This window comes from Streptomyces sp. NPDC053750, assembly GCF_044544295.1.
In the GTDB taxonomy this organism is placed as follows: Bacteria; Actinomycetota; Actinomycetes; order Streptomycetales; family Streptomycetaceae; genus Streptomyces.
The window spans coordinates 634,838-649,157 of record NZ_JBITXB010000001.1 but is presented as its reverse complement, the minus strand read 5'-3'; the positions used below and the strand labels follow the sequence as shown (position 1 = coordinate 649,157).

Sequence of the window (14,320 nt, the reverse complement as noted above, 5' to 3'; positions counted from 1 at the left end):
CTTCACGACCTTGAGGACTCCGCAGCGTGCCGCGCGGTTCCCGGAGAGGGGATCGGACAGGGGCCGGACATGAAAAAGGACCCCGGTGGGGTCCTCGTTCATCCTGCTCCCCCGACTGGACTCGAACCAGTAACCTGCCGGTTAACAGCCGGCTGCTCTGCCAATTGAGCTACGGAGGACCGAGCTCCCCCGACTGGACTCGAACCAGTAACCTGCCGGTTAACAGCCGGCTGCTCTGCCAATTGAGCTACGGAGGAATGACTCGTTGCATCGAACGTAACTCCCTGGGTATTCGCCAGGGGGCGCGCGCTCGCTGCGACACATACATTAGCGCAAGCTGGGGGGTGCTTTGCCAATCGGTACTCCCCGGCACCGGAGAGCCAGGACAAGGGAAGGGTGGCCGCCATGCGTTACCGGCTCACGTTCGTCGTCGGACTCGCGGTGGGTTACGTGCTGGGCACGAGGGCCGGGCGCGAGCGTTACGAGCAGTTGCGGAAGTCCGCGCGGCAGGTCGCGCAGAACCCGGCCGTCCGCAACACGGCGGAGTCGGCGGCCCAGCAGGGCAGGCACTTCGCCGACAAGGCGTACCACGCGGTGAGCGACAAGGTCGGTGACCGGATGCCCGACTCGGTGGCCCAGCGGGTGCGCTCGCTGCGTGAACGGAGTGCGAACGGAAGCGGTCCGGACGACTGGGGCACCAGCAACACCTGAGGCCCGTGTCTCCGCCGTGCCCCCACCGGGTACGGACACCTCTTCCGGTGCGGCAGAATTTTGGGCATGGGGATAGTCGCCGGGTTGGACAGTTCGCCCGATTTCACTCGTATCGTCGTCTGTGATGCGGACACGGGTGCCGTGCTCCGGCAGGGCTACGCACCGCATCCGGTGGAGAGCCCCGAAGGCGGGGGCCGCCCCTCGGACGTCGACCCGCAGGCCTGGCTGCTGTCCCTCGGGGAGGCCGCAGGCGGCGGGCTTCTGGAAGGCGTGCAGGCCATCGGCGTGTCGGCGCAGTCCAACGCGGTCGTGCCGCTGGACGCGCAGGGCAACACCGTGCGCCCGGCCATGGTGGGCGGAGACAAACGCTCCCAGGTCGCGGCGGCCGACCTGATCGACGCGCTCGGCGGGCGTGAGGCGTGGGCGCAGGCCGTGGGCTCCGTGCCGCAGGCCGCGCAGCCGGTGACCAAGCTGCGCTGGCTGGCGAGGACCGAACCGGAGGCCGCCGCACGGGCCGCCGTACTCCTCCAGGCCCACGACTGGCTGGTGTGGCAGCTGCTCGGACGGCCGGCCCGGCGGACCACCGACCGGGGCGGGGCGTCCGGAACCGGCTACTGGTCGGCGGCGACCGGCGGTTACCGGCCCGACCTGGTGGAGCTGGCCCTCGGACACCAGGCGATGCTGCCGGAGGTGATCGGCCCGGCCGACGCGGCCGGTACGACTCCGGAGGGGCTGCTGATCTCCGCCGGCACCGGCGAGACGATGGCCGCCGCCTTCGGACTCGGGATCGGGCTGGGCGACGCGGTGGTGTCGCTGGGCGCGTCCGGGTCCGTCATGGCCGTGCACACCGAGCCGCTCGTCGACCAGTCCGGCATGATCACCGCCCTCGCGGACGCCACCGGCATGCACCTCCCGGTCGTCACCACCCTGAACGCCGTACGCACCCTGCGCGGCGCCGCGGAACTGCTCGGCGTGCCGGACCTGGAGAGCCTGTCCGAGCTGGCGATGAAGTCGACGCCGGGCGCGCACGGACTGGTGCTGCTGCCCTACCTGGAGGGCGAGCGCACCCCGAACCTCCCCCACACCGCCGGGACGCTCGCCGGCCTCAGGCGCGAGTCGATGAAGCCGGAGCACCTGGCGCGGGCCGCGTTCGAGGGCATGCTGTGCGGTCTCGCCGACGCCCTCGACGTGCTGCGCGGCCGGGGTGTCGACGTACGGCGGGTGTTCCTGCTGGGTGCGGCGGCCGAGTTGCCGGCCGTGCAGGCGGCGGCGCCCGCGCTGTTCGGGACGCAGGTCGTCGTACCGCAGCCCGCGGACTACGCGGCGATCGGCTCCGCCCGGCAGGCGGCCTGGGCGCTGGGTGCCTCGCAGGGCACGCTCGACCCGCGCACTCCGCCCGTCTGGCAGGGCGCGGTCGCGCAGGTGCTGGAGCCGGGTGAGGAGCTGGCCGTCGGGCAGGCGGTACGGCAGCAGTTCGTGTCCGTGCGGGAGCAGACGCATCCGGGGGCGCTGCGCGCGTGACGCCGGGGCCGTGACCTTCCCGACGGCGCCCTGCTTCCGCCCGGACGGCCGGAAACAGGGCGCCGTCGGGTTAATTCGGTTGAGGTAACGCGGGTGGAGTGTTCGACGATAGGGGCCAAGGGCAACCAATCGCCCCTGCCGCCGACTCCGAGAGACCCAGCGTGCTCATACGACTCCTGCGGGCCCATCTGAGGCCCTACCAGAAACCCATCGCCCTGCTGGTGGCACTGCAGTTCGTGCAGACCTGCGCCACCCTCTACCTGCCGACGCTGAACGCGGACATCATCGACAACGGTGTCGTCCAGGGCGACTCCGGCTACATCGTGGGCTACGGCGCCCTGATGGTCGGCATCTCGCTGGTCCAGGTGGTGTGCAACATCGGTGCCGTCCACTACGGCGCACGGACGGCCGCCGCGCTCGGCCGGGACGTGCGGGGTGCCGTCTTCGACCGGGTGCAGTCCTTCTCCGCGCGCGAGGTCGCGGGCTTCGGCGCGCCCTCGCTGATCACCCGGACGACGAACGACGTGCAGCAGGTCCAGATGCTGGCCCTGATGACGTTCACGCTGATGGTGTCGGCGCCCATCATGTGCGTCGGCGGCATCGTGATGGCGCTGGGCCTGGACGTGCCGCTGTCCGGGGTGCTGGTCGGGGTGGTGCCCGTGCTGGCGGTCTGCGTGACGCTGATCGTGCGGAAGCTGCGCCCGCTGTTCCGGGCGATGCAGGAGCGGCTGGACACGGTGAACCGGGTGCTGCGCGAGCAGATCACCGGCAACCGGGTCATCCGGGCCTTCGTCCGGGACGAGTACGAGCAGCAGCGGTTCCGGAAGGCCAACGCGGATCTCACGGACGTGGCGCTGGGCGCCGGCAACCTGCTCGCGCTGATGTTCCCGGTGGTCATGACGGTGGTGAACCTGTCGTCGATCGCGGTGGTGTGGTTCGGCGCCCACCGGATCGAGAGCGGCGGGATGCAGATCGGCGACCTGACCGCGTTCCTCGCCTATCTGATGCAGATCGTCATGTCCGTGATGATGGCCACCTTCATGTTCATGATGGTGCCGCGCGCGGAGGTGTGCGCCGAGCGCATCCAGGAGGTCCTGGACACCGAGAGCAGTGTGGTGCCGCCGGTGGCGCCGGTCACCGAGCTGCGCCGGCACGGGCACCTGGAGATCCGGGGCGCCGGGTTCCGCTACCCCGGGGCCGAGGAACCGGTGCTGAGGGACGTCGAGCTGGTGGCCCGGCCGGGCGAGACGACCGCCGTCATCGGCTCGACCGGCAGCGGCAAGTCCACGCTCCTCGGGCTGGTCCCGCGGCTGTTCGACGCCACCGAGGGCGAGGTGCTGGTCGACGGGGTGGACGTACGGACCGTCGACCCGAAGCTGCTGGCCCGGACCGTCGGGCTGGTGCCGCAGAAGCCGTACCTCTTCGCGGGCACCGTCGCGACCAACCTGCGCTACGGCAACCCGGACGCCACGGACGAGGAGCTGTGGCACGCGCTGGAGGTCGCCCAGGCGAAGGAGTTCGTCTCCGCGCTGGAGGGCGGGCTGGACGCTCCGATCGCGCAGGGCGGCACCAATGTGTCCGGCGGTCAGCGCCAGCGGCTCGCCATCGCCCGGACGCTGGTCCAGCGCCCGGAGATCTATCTCTTCGACGACTCCTTCTCCGCGCTCGACTACGCCACCGACGCCGCGCTCCGCGCCGAGCTGGGGCGGGAGACGTCCGAGGCGACCGTGGTGATCGTGGCCCAGCGGGTGGCGACCATCAGGGACGCGGACCGGATCGTCGTGCTCGACGAGGGGCAGGTGGTAGGCGTGGGCCGGCACCACGAGCTGATGGCGGACAACGAGACCTACCGGGAGATCGTGCTCTCCCAGCTGACGGAAGCGGAGGCTGCCTGATGGCCGGGCCTGCGGGTCGCATGATGGCCGGGGGCGGCCCCGACCAGCGTTCGATGGACTTCAAGGGTTCGGGCAAACGGCTCGTCGCCCAGTTCCGGCCGGAGCGGGTGACCCTCTGCGCGCTGCTGGCGTGCCTGGTGGTCAGCGTCGGCCTCAACGTGATCGGGCCGAAGATCCTCGGCAAGGCCACCGACCTGGTCTTCGCGGGGATCGTCGGGCGGGACATGCCGTCCGGGGCCACGAAGGAGCAGGTCCTCGACTCCATGCGCGAGCGCGGCGACGGCCAGGTCGCCGACATGCTCCGCAGCACGGACTTCACGCCCGGACAGGGCATCGACTTCGGTGCCGTGGGAGAGGTACTGCTGCTGGCGCTGGCGGTGTTCGGCGTGGCCGGGCTGCTGATGGCGGTGGCCACACGGCTGGTGAACCGCGCCGTGAACCGGACGATGTTCCGGATGCGGGAGGACGTGCAGACGAAACTGTCGCGGCTGCCGCTGTCGTACTTCGACAAGCGCCGGCGCGGCGAGGTGCTCTCCCGGGCGACCAACGACATCGACAACATCGGGCAGACACTCCAGCAGTCGATGGGCCAGCTGATCAACTCGCTGCTCACCATCATCGGCGTACTGGCGATGATGTTCTACGTGTCGTGGATCCTGGCGCTGGTCGCGCTGGTGACCGTGCCGCTGTCGTACGTGGTGGCCACGCGCGTGGGCAAGCGGTCGCAGCCGCAGTTCGTGCAGCAGTGGCGCTCGACCGGGCAGCTGAACGCGCACATCGAGGAGATGTACACCGGGCACACGCTGGTGAAGGTCTTCGGGCGCCAGGAGGAGTCCGCGAAGCAGTTCGCCGAGCAGAACGAGGCGCTGTACGAGGCGGGGTTCAAGGCGCAGTTCAACAGCGGGATCATGCAGCCGCTGATGATGTTCGTGTCCAACCTGAACTACGTGCTGGTCGCGGTGGTGGGCGGTCTGCGGGTGGCCTCGGGTTCCCTCTCCATCGGTGACGTGCAGGCCTTCATCCAGTACTCCCGGCAGTTCTCGATGCCCCTGACGCAGGTCGCGTCGATGGCGAACCTGGTGCAGTCGGGCGTGGCGTCGGCGGAGCGGATCTTCGAGCTGCTGGACGCGGAGGAGCAGTCGGCGGACCCGATTCCGGGTGCCCGGCCCGAGGACCTGCGCGGCCGGGTGGAGCTGGAGCGCGTGTCGTTCCGCTACGACCCGCAGAAGCCGCTGATCGAGGATCTGTCGCTGAAGGTCGAGCCGGGCCACACGGTCGCCATCGTCGGACCGACGGGCGCCGGGAAGACGACGCTCGTCAATCTGCTGATGCGGTTCTACGAGGTCTCCGGCGGGCGGATCACCCTGGACGGCGTCGACATGGCGAAGATGTCCCGCGACGAGCTGCGGGCCTGCATCGGCATGGTGCTCCAGGACACCTGGCTGTTCGGCGGCACCATCGCGGAGAACATCGCGTACGGGGCGTCCCGCGAGGTCAGCCGCGGGGAGATCGAGGAGGCGGCGCGGACCGCGCACGTCGACCGGTTCGTGCGGACGCTGCCCGACGGCTACGACACGGTGATCGACGACGAGGGCACGGGGGTGAGCGCCGGTGAGAAGCAGCTCATCACCATCGCGCGGGCGTTCCTGTCCGACCCGGTGATCCTGGTCCTCGACGAGGCGACGTCGTCCGTGGACACGCGGACGGAGGTGCTGATCCAGAGGGCGATGGCCAAGCTGGCGCACGGGCGGACGTCGTTCGTGATCGCGCACCGGCTGTCGACGATCCGCGACGCCGACGTGATCCTGGTCATGGAGAATGGGTCGATCGTCGAGCAGGGCACGCACAGCGAACTGCTGGCGGCCGAGGGCGGGTACGCACGCCTGTACGCGGCCCAGTTCGCCCAGGCGGTCGCCGAGGTCGACTGACCTCACGGCCACGGCCATGGACACGGACACGGGGGGAACGGGACGCGATGGCGGACGACGACAAGGACCCGGAGCGGGGCCCGAAGCAGCCCGGCACGGCGCTGGGACTGTGGATGCCGATCGGGGTCGCCCTCGGCATCAGCCTCGGGCAGCTGAGCGACAACCTGGGCCTGGGCCTCGCACTCGGGCTCGCGTTCGGCGTGGCGGTCGGCGCCGGCATCGACGCCCGGAAGCGACGGGAGGCCTCGGGCCCGGACACCCGACCGGGCTCGGGCGCCTAGTCCAGGTAGCCCCTCAGCTGGTCCGCGAAGGCGTGGTCGCGGAGTTTGTTGAGGGTCTTGGACTCGATCTGGCGGATGCGTTCCCTGGTGACGCCGAAGATGCGGCCTATCTCCTCCAGGGTGCGCGGGCGGCCGTCCACCAGGCCGTAGCGGAGCTGGACGACCTTGCGCTCGCGTTCGCCGAGGGTGGACAGGACCGCCTCCAGGTGCTCGCGCAGCAGCAGGAACGCGGCCGACTCGACGGGGCTGGCGGCGTCGCCGTCCTCTATCAGGTCGCCGAGGGCGACGTCGTCCTCCTCGCCGACCGGGGCGTGCAGGGAGACGGGCTCCTGGGCCAGGCGCAGGACCTCGCCGACGCGCTCGGGGGCCAGGTCCAGGTGGGCGGCGACCTCCTGCGGGGTCGGCTCGTAGCCGCGCTCCTGCAGCATGCGGCGCTGGACGCGGACGACCCGGTTGATCAGTTCCACGACGTGGACCGGGACACGGATGGTCCGTGCCTGGTCGGCCAGGGCCCGGGACATGGCCTGGCGGATCCACCAGGTGGCGTAGGTGGAGAACTTGTAGCCGCGGGCGTAGTCGAACTTCTCCACGGCCCGGATCAGGCCCAGGTTCCCCTCCTGGACCAGGTCGAGCATGGTCAGCCCGCGCCCGACGTAGCGCTTGGCCACCGACACCACGAGCCGCAGGTTCGCCTCGATCAGGCGGCGCTTGGCGACGCGGCCCATGACGACGAGCCGGTCGAGGTCCAGGGCGAGCCGGTCGTCCAGGTCGGCGCCGAGCCGCAGCCTCTCCTCGGCGAACAGCCCGGCCTCCACGCGGCGGGCGAGCTCCACCTCCTCGGCCGCCGTGAGCAGCGGGATCCGGCCGATCTCGCGCAGGTACTGGCGGAAGAGGTCGGAGGAGGGCCCACCGCTCTCCGTGCGGGTGGGCGGCGGCGCTTCGGCGGGCTCGGGGGCGTCACCGGGGTCGCCGGGGTGGTCGGCCGCTTCGAGGTCCGCGGTGGGCGGCTCGTCCGGCCGGCTGTCGGGGTGGTGCACGGCACGGTGCTGCGGGGGCATCGCGACGAGGACCGCGCTGTCGGCGTCCGGCTCCGCGCCGTCGGTACGTGCGTCGGTCTGGGTGAGGGTCTGGGTCTGCACGGGGGCGACCTCCAGGATGGACGCTGCCGGCGGGGGCGGCAGCGGTACTTCGGGGGCGGAGTCGGCTCGCTCGCCGCTGTCCGTCCCGTACGTTTTGAACGGAACCGCGGGGATCAGGGACCCGTCCGGTACGGGTCGGCCGCGCTCCGAGGACTCAGGCACCGCACCCCAGTGTGGGGTACGACACATCGCCGCCACGAGGGGCGTGCGGTGACTTTTTGCGTCCGGTCCGTGACCCGGCGGTTATCCCGGAGGGGGTGTCAGAGGGCGGCGGCGCCGTGGACGCGCAGGGTCTGGTCGTACTGCTGGAGGACCCACAGCTCGTTCTGCACGGCGGCCAGCTCGGCAGGGTCGCCGTGCCCGGCCAGGCGCGCCAGCCGGCCGTTGACGTCGCGGACGCGGCGCTCCACGGCCCGGCGCCGCACCCGGACCAGGACCTCCCCCGCGTACATCTCGTCGACGGCGCGGCGCATGATCGCCTCGACCGCGAGCTCCGTGACCATGGCGCGGACGGTGTCGTCCGGGGCGGCCTCGCGGACGCGGACCAGGTAGTCCTGCGGGTCCTGGACGCCCAGCTCGGCGCCGCCCGCCTCCAGGACCGCCTGGCGCACGGCGGCGTAGGGCGGGGCGGTGAACTCGTCGACGCCGTACGCGTCGAAGGCCGGGGAGACCAGCTCGGGGCGCTGCAGGGCGAGCTTGAGCAGCTCGCGTTCGGTGGCGAAGACGGGGTTGCGCAGGTTCAGCGCCGGGCCTCGGGGGGCCGCCCGGTCGGGGACGGCGTACTGCTGCGGGCCGCCACTGCCGCCGCCGCGCTGCTGCCGGTCGGGGGCGGGGCCCTTGCCGCCGCGGTCGCGGGCCCAGCGGGCCAGCTGGGCGATGCGCTTGACCACGAACTGCGTGTCGAGGATGCCGAGCATGCCGGCGAGCTGCACGGCGACCTCGTGCTGGGCGCCGCTGTTCTTGATGCGGGCGACGACCGGGGCGGCCTCGTCGAGCGCCGCGGCACGGCCGGCGGGGGTGTCCAGGTCGTAGCGGGCGACGATCTGGCGGAGCGCGAACTCGAAGAGCGGGGTGCGCGGCTCGGCCAGGTCGGCGACCGCGTCGTCGCCCTTGGCCAGCCGCAGGTCGCAGGGGTCCATGCCGTCGGGGGCGATGGCGATATAGGTCTCGGCGGCGAACTTCTGGTCGTCCTCGAAGGCGCGCAGGGCCGCCTTCTGGCCGGCCGCGTCGCCGTCGAAGGTGAAGATCACGCGGGCCGAGCCGTTGTCCATCAGCAGCCGGCGCAGGATCTTGATGTGGTCGCCGCCGAAGGCGGTGCCGCAGGTCGCGATGGCGGTGGTGACGCCGGCGAGGTGGCAGGCCATGACGTCCGTGTAGCCCTCGACGACGACCGCGCGACTGGTCTTGGCGATGTCCTTCTTGGCCAGGTCGATGCCGTACAGGACCTGGGACTTCCGGTATATCGCGGTCTCGGGGGTGTTCAGGTACTTCGGGCCGTTGTCCGCCTCGTAGAGCTTGCGGGCGCCGAAGCCGACGACGTCGCCGCCGATGTCGCGGATGGGCCACATCAGCCGGCCGCGGAAGCGGTCGATGGGGCCGCGGCGGCCCTCCTGGGAGAGGCCGGAGAGGAGCAGCTCCTTGTCGCTGAAGCCCTTGCCGCGCAGGTAGCGGGTGAGGTGGTCCCAGCCCTGGGGGCTGTAGCCGACGCCGAAGTGCTCGGCCGCGGTCTGGTCGAAGCCGCGCTCGGCGAGGAAGGTGCGGCCGGTGTCGGCCTCGGGGCCGGTCGCCAGCTGCTCCGCGTAGAACTGGGCGGCGATCTTGTGGGCCTCGACCAGGCGGATGCGTTCGCCGCGCTGGTGGGCCGGGTTGTACCCGCCCTCCTCGTAGCGCAGGGTGATGCCGGCCTGGCCGGCCAGACGCTCGACCGCCTCGGAGAAGGTGAGGTGGTCGATCTTCATCACGAACGTGATGGTGTCGCCGCCCTCCTGGCAGCCGAAGCAGTGGAAGAGACCCTTGCTCGGACTGACCTGGAAGGACGGGGACTTCTCGTCGTGGAACGGGCACAGACCCTTCAGGTTGCCGCCGCCCGCGTTGCGCAGCTGGAGGTACTCCGAGACGACGGCGTCGATCGGGACCGCGTCCCGTACCGCCTTCACGTCCTCGTCGTTGATCCGTCCTGCCACGCCTGAATTCTACGGGGCGGCGCCGACACTCCTCCGCTGAGGTGACCGGCCCCCGGCCGGGGGTCCGGGGGTTGTCCCCCGGGAGTCGCAGCACGGCGGCGGTACGACAGCTATGCGACGAGGCTTTCGAGCGGGATGTGCGGGTCGGCCAGCGCCTCCGTGTTCACCTGGGCCTTCGAGCGGATCAGCTGCTGGATCGGCTCCGTGACGTCCCACACGTTGACGTTCATCCCTGCCAGCACCCGGCCCTCCTTCAGCCAGAAGGCGATGAACTCGCGCTTGGCGGCGTCCCCGCGGATCACCACCTGGTCGTACGACCCGTGCGGCGCCCAGCCGGAGTACTCCATGCCCAGGTCGTACTGGTCGGTGAAGAAGTAGGGCACGCGGTCGTGGGCGAGGTCCTGGCCGAGCATCGCGCGGGCCGCGGCCGGGCCGCCGTTCAGGGCGTTGGCCCAGTGCTCCACGCGCAGCCGGGTGTCGAAGAGGGCGTGGGGGAAGGAGGCCACGTCGCCGGCCGCGTAGATGTCGGGGTCGGAGGTGCGCAGGTTCGCGTCGACGACGATGCCGCCGCCGGCCGCGCGGTCGGCGATCTCCAGGCCGGCCGCCTGGGCCAGCGCGGTGCGCGGGGCGGCGCCGATCGCGGCGAGCACGTCGTGCGCGGGGTGCTCCTCGCCGTCGTCGGTGCGGGCGGCCAGCACCACGCCGTCCTGGCCGACGATCTCGGTCAGCTTCACGCCGAAGCGGAAGCGGACGCCGTGCGCCTCGTGCAGCTCGGCGAAGACCGACCCCAGCTCGGGGCCGAGGACACCGTGCAGCGGGGTCGGGCCCGGCTCGACGACGGTGACCTCCGCGCCGTACTCGCGGGCCGCCGCCGCCACCTCCAGGCCGATCCAGCCGGCGCCGGCGATCACCAGGTGGCCGTTGTCCCGGCCGAGGGAGGCGAGGACGCCCTTGAGGCGCTCGGCGTGGGCGAGGCGGCGCAGGTGGTGGACGCCCGCGAGGCCGGTGCCGGGGACGTCGAGGCGGCGGGGCTCGGCGCCGGTCGCGAGGAGCAGCTTGTCGTACCTGACGTGGGTGCCGTCGTCGCCGTAGTGGACGGTCCTGGCGGCGCGGTCGATCGCGACGACGGTCTGGCCGAGGTGCAGCTCGATGTCGTGCTGTGCGTACCAGGCGGGCTCGTGCACGAAGACGCTGTCGCGGTCCTCCTTGCCGAGGAGGTAGCCCTTGGACAGCGGTGGGCGCTCGTAGGGGTGGTCGCGCTCGTCGCAGATGAGGATCACCCGGCCGGTGAACCCCTCCGAGCGGAGCGTCTCGGCCGCCTTCGCGCCGGCCAGGCCGCCTCCGACGATGACGAATGTCTGATCCGCGTCGACCACTTGTTTGCCTCCTCGTCAGGGTGCCGCCACATGCGAGCGTCCCGCACGCGGTGTGGTGCGGGAAAGAGGGAGTGACCCGATCAGGCCACGGAGGGCCCTGTTTCGGGCGCCCGGGACCGGATCGGGCCACCTCTGTCCCGCCAGTCTCGTGGATGCCCCGTCAGGCGGGCGTGAAGCGAGCGGGCCGAGGCGTCGGTGAGGGAGGCGATCTGGTCGACGATCACCCGTTTGCGGGCACGGTCGTCGGCGGCCGTGTCGAACAGGGCGCGGAACTGGGGGTCGAGGCCGTCGGGGGCGCGGGCGGTGAGCGCCTCGGCCAGTTCGGCGACGACGACGCGCTGGTCGGCGCGGAGCCGCTCCTGCTCGGCGCGCTGCATGACGTACCGGTTGGCGACCGCCTTGAGGACGGCGCATTCCATGCGGGCCTCGCGGGGGACGACCAGTTCGGCGGTGTACCGGGTGAGCCGGCCGCCTCCGTACGCGGCCCGGGTGGCGGCCTCGGCGGCGAGGCAGAAGCGGCCGATGAGCTGGCTGGTGGCGTCCTTCAGGCGGGCCTGGGCGACGGCCGAGCCGTCGTAGCCGTGCGGCCACCAGTCCTGGGCGAGGAGGCGGTCGAGGGCGGCGGCGAGTTCGGCGTGGTCGGTGCCGGCGGGGACGTAGCGGCCGACGGCGACGTCGAAGACGGCCTGCCGTTCGGGGTCGGCGAGCAGGCAGTTCGGGTCGATGTGCCCGGCGTGCAGGCCGTCCTCGACGTCGTGCACGGAGTACGCCACGTCGTCGGCCCAGTCCATGACCTGGGCCTCGAAGCAGGTGCGGGCGCCGGGGGCGTCCTTGCGGAGCCATTCGAAGACGGGCCGGTCGTCGTCGTACACGCCGAACTTGGGCGAGGCCGGGTCGGTGGGGTGGGCGCCGCGGGGCCACGGGTACTTGGTGGCGGCGTCGAGGGCGGCACGGGTGAGGTTGAGGCCGACGGAGCCCTCCGGGGTGAACCGCTTGGGCTCGATGCGGGTGAGGAGCCTGAGGGACTGGGCGTTGCCCTCGAAGCCGCCGCAGTCCTCGGCGAACTCGTTCAGCGCCTGTTCGCCGTTGTGACCGAAGGGCGGGTGGCCCAGGTCGTGGGAGAGGCAGGCGGCCTCGACGAGGTCGGGGTCGCAGCCGAGGGCGGCGCCGAGTTCCCGGCCGACCTGGGCGCATTCCAGGGAGTGGGTGAGCCGGGTGCGGGGGCTGGCGTCCCAGACGGGGCTGCCCTCCCCCGGCGCGACAACCTGGGTCTTGCCGGCGAGGCGACGCAGGGCGGCGGAGTGCAGGATGCGGGCGCGGTCGCGTTGGAAGGCGGTGCGGCCGGGGCGTTTGTCCGGTTCGGTGGCGTAGCGGGCGACCGACGTCGGGTCGTACGGGGGCGGGGGTGCGGTGCCTTCCATGTCATGACAGTACGGGGCGGGTGTGACATGTGGGGGGCCTACGCGTGTGCCGGATGCTGCTGTCGGGCGAGTGCGGGTTCGGTGGCGGCGGGTCGCGCCCCCTCCGGGGCGCTGTCGTCACCCCGTGCCGCCGACACCTGGTCGTAGCGGTGCAGGAGCAGGCGGGCCATCGCCGGGTGGGTGCCCAGGGGGGCGGACGCGATCCAGGGCGCGGCCGCCGCGCACTCCGTCGCGAAGCGGCCCGGGGCCGTGAAGTACGAGGCGACGGCCACCCGGCGGTATCCCCGGGCGGCCAGCGCGCGCACGGCCTCCGGCACCGTCGGTGCCGCCGCCGAGGCGTACGCCGGGAGCACCGGGACGCCGAGACGTTCGGCCAGGAGGGCGGCGGTGCGGCCCGTGTCGGTGCGGGACTCCGGGTCGCGGGAGCCCGCGGAGGCGAGGACGACGGCGCCGTCGCGGGGCGCGCGGGCGGGCCAGCCGGCCTCCGTGAGGCGGTCGTGCAGGGCGTCCACGAGCAGGGAGTGCGGGCCGAGAGGAGCCGCCACGCCGGTGCGGGCCGGGGAGGCCGCGGCCATCTCGGGGATGTCCTGCTTGACGTGGTAGCCGCGGCTGAGCAGCAGCGGGACCAGGACGGCCGCCCTCTCCCCCAGGGCGGCGAGCGTGTCGGGCAGCAGGGGCGCGTTCAGCTCGATGTGCCCGAGGTGCACCGGCAGGGCGGGGCGCAGGGCGCGTACCCGGTCGAGGAGGGCGCGTACGGTGCTCAGCGCGCGCGGGTCGCGGCTGCCGTGGGCGACGACCACCAGGGCGGGTGCGCCCCCGCCGGGGTTCGCCGTGCTCGTTCCGCTCACGCTGCTCGTCCCGCTCGCGCCGCTCACCCTGCTCGTCCTGTCCAGCACTGTCGTCGCCGTCATGCAGCGATGGTGGCGGCGGGACGTTGCCGCCCCGTTGCGTGGGTGTCACAGGGATTTTCCGTCGGTTCACACGGCGCCGGGCCGCGCGTGTGAGCGGACGGTGAACCGGACGGCGCGTCCGGACGTCCCTGGGGGCAGGAACCGACCCGGGGAGGGAACCCGACCGATGCACCGCCCGAGACTTCGCAGACCGCGCCTGCCCCGCACCCGCAGGGGGCAGCGGAGGCTGATCCAGGCGGTCGTGGCCGGGTGCGTACTGGCACTGCTGCCCGCGACGTGGATGCACCTGGTCACCGGCGACCGGCTGCGCACCACGGCCGACGTGCCCCGTACCGAGGTCGCGGTCGTCTTCGGCGCCGGACTGTGGGACGGCGAGCCGTCGCCGTACCTGGCGCACCGGCTGGACGCGGCGGCCGAGCTGTACCGCGCGGGGCGGATCGAGGTGGTGCTCGTGACCGGCGACAACAGCCGTGAGGAGTACGACGAGCCGGACGCCATGCGGGCCTACCTCGTCCGGCACGGCGTGCCCGACGGGCGGATCGTCAGCGACTACGCGGGCTTCGACACCTGGGACTCCTGCGTGCGCGCGAAGAAGATCTTCGGGGTGGACCGGGCGGTGCTGATCAGCCAGGGCTTCCACATCCGGCGGGCGGTGGCGCTGTGCCAGGAGGCGGGGGTGGTCTCGTACGGCGTCGGCGTCGATGCCGTACACGACGCGACCTGGTACTACGGGGGCGCCCGGGAGATCCTCGCGGCGGGCAAGGCGGCGCTGGACGCGGTCTTCGAGCCGGATCCCAGGTTCCTCGGCCCGAAGGAGCCGGGGGTGGCGCGCGCCCTGGCCGGTGAACGGTGACGCGGCCCTCACCGTGGCCGGGGAGCGGCGGGGAGGTCACCGTCCCGTCGGCGTAACAAACCGCCGCACGGTCGTGTAACACGGGCGTCGCACGCTGGGCG

General features: G+C 72.3%; 11 protein-coding genes and 2 tRNA genes. 6 read left to right on the top strand and 7 right to left on the bottom strand.

Going from position 1 to position 14,320, the window contains the following annotated elements; all coding sequences use genetic code 11:
- Window positions 1-106 precede the first annotated feature (106 nt).
- Both ACIGO6_RS02785 and ACIGO6_RS02780 read right to left on the bottom strand, forming a co-directional pair.
- Window positions 107-179: transfer RNA gene (locus ACIGO6_RS02785), tRNA-Asn, on the bottom strand.
- A gap of 5 nt (window positions 180-184) precedes the next feature.
- Window positions 185-257, bottom strand: a tRNA-Asn gene (locus ACIGO6_RS02780).
- 148 nt (window positions 258-405) lie between these two features.
- Between ACIGO6_RS02780 and ACIGO6_RS02775 the strand changes: the two genes are divergently transcribed.
- The 5 genes from ACIGO6_RS02775 (at window position 406) to ACIGO6_RS02755 (ending at window position 6,336) form a co-directional block, all read left to right on the top strand.
- Window positions 406-711, top strand: a complete 306-nt coding sequence (locus ACIGO6_RS02775) for a YtxH domain-containing protein (RefSeq protein ID WP_399870304.1) — start codon at window positions 406-408, stop codon at window positions 709-711.
- A 66-nt stretch (window positions 712-777) separates the two neighbouring features.
- Window positions 778-2,232, top strand: a complete 1,455-nt coding sequence (locus tag ACIGO6_RS02770) for an FGGY-family carbohydrate kinase (RefSeq protein ID WP_399870301.1) — start codon at window positions 778-780, stop codon at window positions 2,230-2,232.
- A gap of 161 nt (window positions 2,233-2,393) precedes the next feature.
- Complete coding sequence (locus ACIGO6_RS02765; RefSeq protein ID WP_399870298.1) at window positions 2,394-4,127, top strand: ABC transporter ATP-binding protein; 1,734 nt, start codon at window positions 2,394-2,396, stop codon at window positions 4,125-4,127.
- Window positions 4,127-6,055, top strand: coding sequence for an ABC transporter ATP-binding protein (locus tag ACIGO6_RS02760; protein WP_399870294.1), 1,929 nt, complete (start codon window positions 4,127-4,129; stop codon window positions 6,053-6,055). Before ACIGO6_RS02765 ends, ACIGO6_RS02760 begins: the two co-directional genes overlap by 1 nt.
- Window positions 6,056-6,102: 47 nt before the next feature.
- On the top strand, window positions 6,103-6,336 hold the full coding sequence (locus ACIGO6_RS02755) for a hypothetical protein (protein WP_399870291.1): 234 nt from the start codon (window positions 6,103-6,105) through the stop codon (window positions 6,334-6,336).
- Here ACIGO6_RS02755 and ACIGO6_RS02750 read toward each other — a convergent pair.
- The 5 genes from ACIGO6_RS02750 to ACIGO6_RS02730 all read right to left on the bottom strand — a co-directional run bounded on the left by ACIGO6_RS02750 (window position 6,333) and on the right by ACIGO6_RS02730 (window position 13,366).
- On the bottom strand, window positions 6,333-7,637 hold the full coding sequence (locus ACIGO6_RS02750; RefSeq protein ID WP_399870288.1) for an RNA polymerase sigma factor: 1,305 nt from the start codon (window positions 7,635-7,637) through the stop codon (window positions 6,333-6,335). The genes ACIGO6_RS02755 and ACIGO6_RS02750 overlap by 4 nt on opposite strands.
- Before the next feature lie 98 nt (window positions 7,638-7,735).
- Window positions 7,736-9,658: a DNA primase gene (gene dnaG, locus ACIGO6_RS02745; protein WP_399870285.1), complete on the bottom strand. Its 1,923-nt coding sequence runs from the start codon at window positions 9,656-9,658 to the stop codon at window positions 7,736-7,738.
- Between the two features lie 110 nt (window positions 9,659-9,768).
- Window positions 9,769-11,034, bottom strand: a complete 1,266-nt coding sequence (locus tag ACIGO6_RS02740) for an NAD(P)/FAD-dependent oxidoreductase (protein WP_399870282.1) — start codon at window positions 11,032-11,034, stop codon at window positions 9,769-9,771.
- Window positions 11,035-11,114: 80 nt separating this feature from the next.
- The gene (locus ACIGO6_RS02735; RefSeq protein ID WP_399870279.1) at window positions 11,115-12,455 is read right to left on the bottom strand and encodes a deoxyguanosinetriphosphate triphosphohydrolase; all 1,341 of its coding nucleotides are present in this window, start codon (window positions 12,453-12,455) and stop codon (window positions 11,115-11,117) included.
- Window positions 12,456-12,493: 38 nt separating this feature from the next.
- Window positions 12,494-13,366 carry a sirohydrochlorin chelatase gene (locus ACIGO6_RS02730; protein WP_399870276.1) on the bottom strand — a complete coding sequence of 291 codons (873 nt, stop codon included), beginning with the start codon at window positions 13,364-13,366 and terminating at the stop codon, window positions 12,494-12,496.
- A gap of 166 nt (window positions 13,367-13,532) precedes the next feature.
- Here ACIGO6_RS02730 and ACIGO6_RS02725 point away from each other — a divergent pair, with 166 nt between their 5' ends.
- A complete protein-coding gene (locus tag ACIGO6_RS02725; protein WP_399870274.1) occupies window positions 13,533-14,219 on the top strand; it encodes a vancomycin high temperature exclusion protein in 687 nt (228 codons plus the stop codon).
- Window positions 14,220-14,320: the final 101 nt, after the last annotated feature.

Coding starts and splice junctions, on each gene's coding strand:
- ACIGO6_RS02775 (WP_399870304.1), top strand. CDS start 406: ATGCGTTACCGGCTCACGTTCGTCGTCGGACTCGCGGTGGGTTACGTG.
- ACIGO6_RS02770 (WP_399870301.1), top strand. CDS start 778: ATGGGGATAGTCGCCGGGTTGGACAGTTCGCCCGATTTCACTCGTATC.
- ACIGO6_RS02760 (WP_399870294.1), top strand. CDS start 4,127: ATGGCCGGGCCTGCGGGTCGCATGATGGCCGGGGGCGGCCCCGACCAG.
- ACIGO6_RS02755 (WP_399870291.1), top strand. CDS start 6,103: ATGGCGGACGACGACAAGGACCCGGAGCGGGGCCCGAAGCAGCCCGGC.
- ACIGO6_RS02735 (WP_399870279.1), bottom strand. CDS start 12,455: ATGGAAGGCACCGCACCCCCGCCCCCGTACGACCCGACGTCGGTCGCC.
- ACIGO6_RS02730 (WP_399870276.1), bottom strand. CDS start 13,366: ATGACGGCGACGACAGTGCTGGACAGGACGAGCAGGGTGAGCGGCGCG.
- ACIGO6_RS02725 (WP_399870274.1), top strand. CDS start 13,533: ATGCACCGCCCGAGACTTCGCAGACCGCGCCTGCCCCGCACCCGCAGG.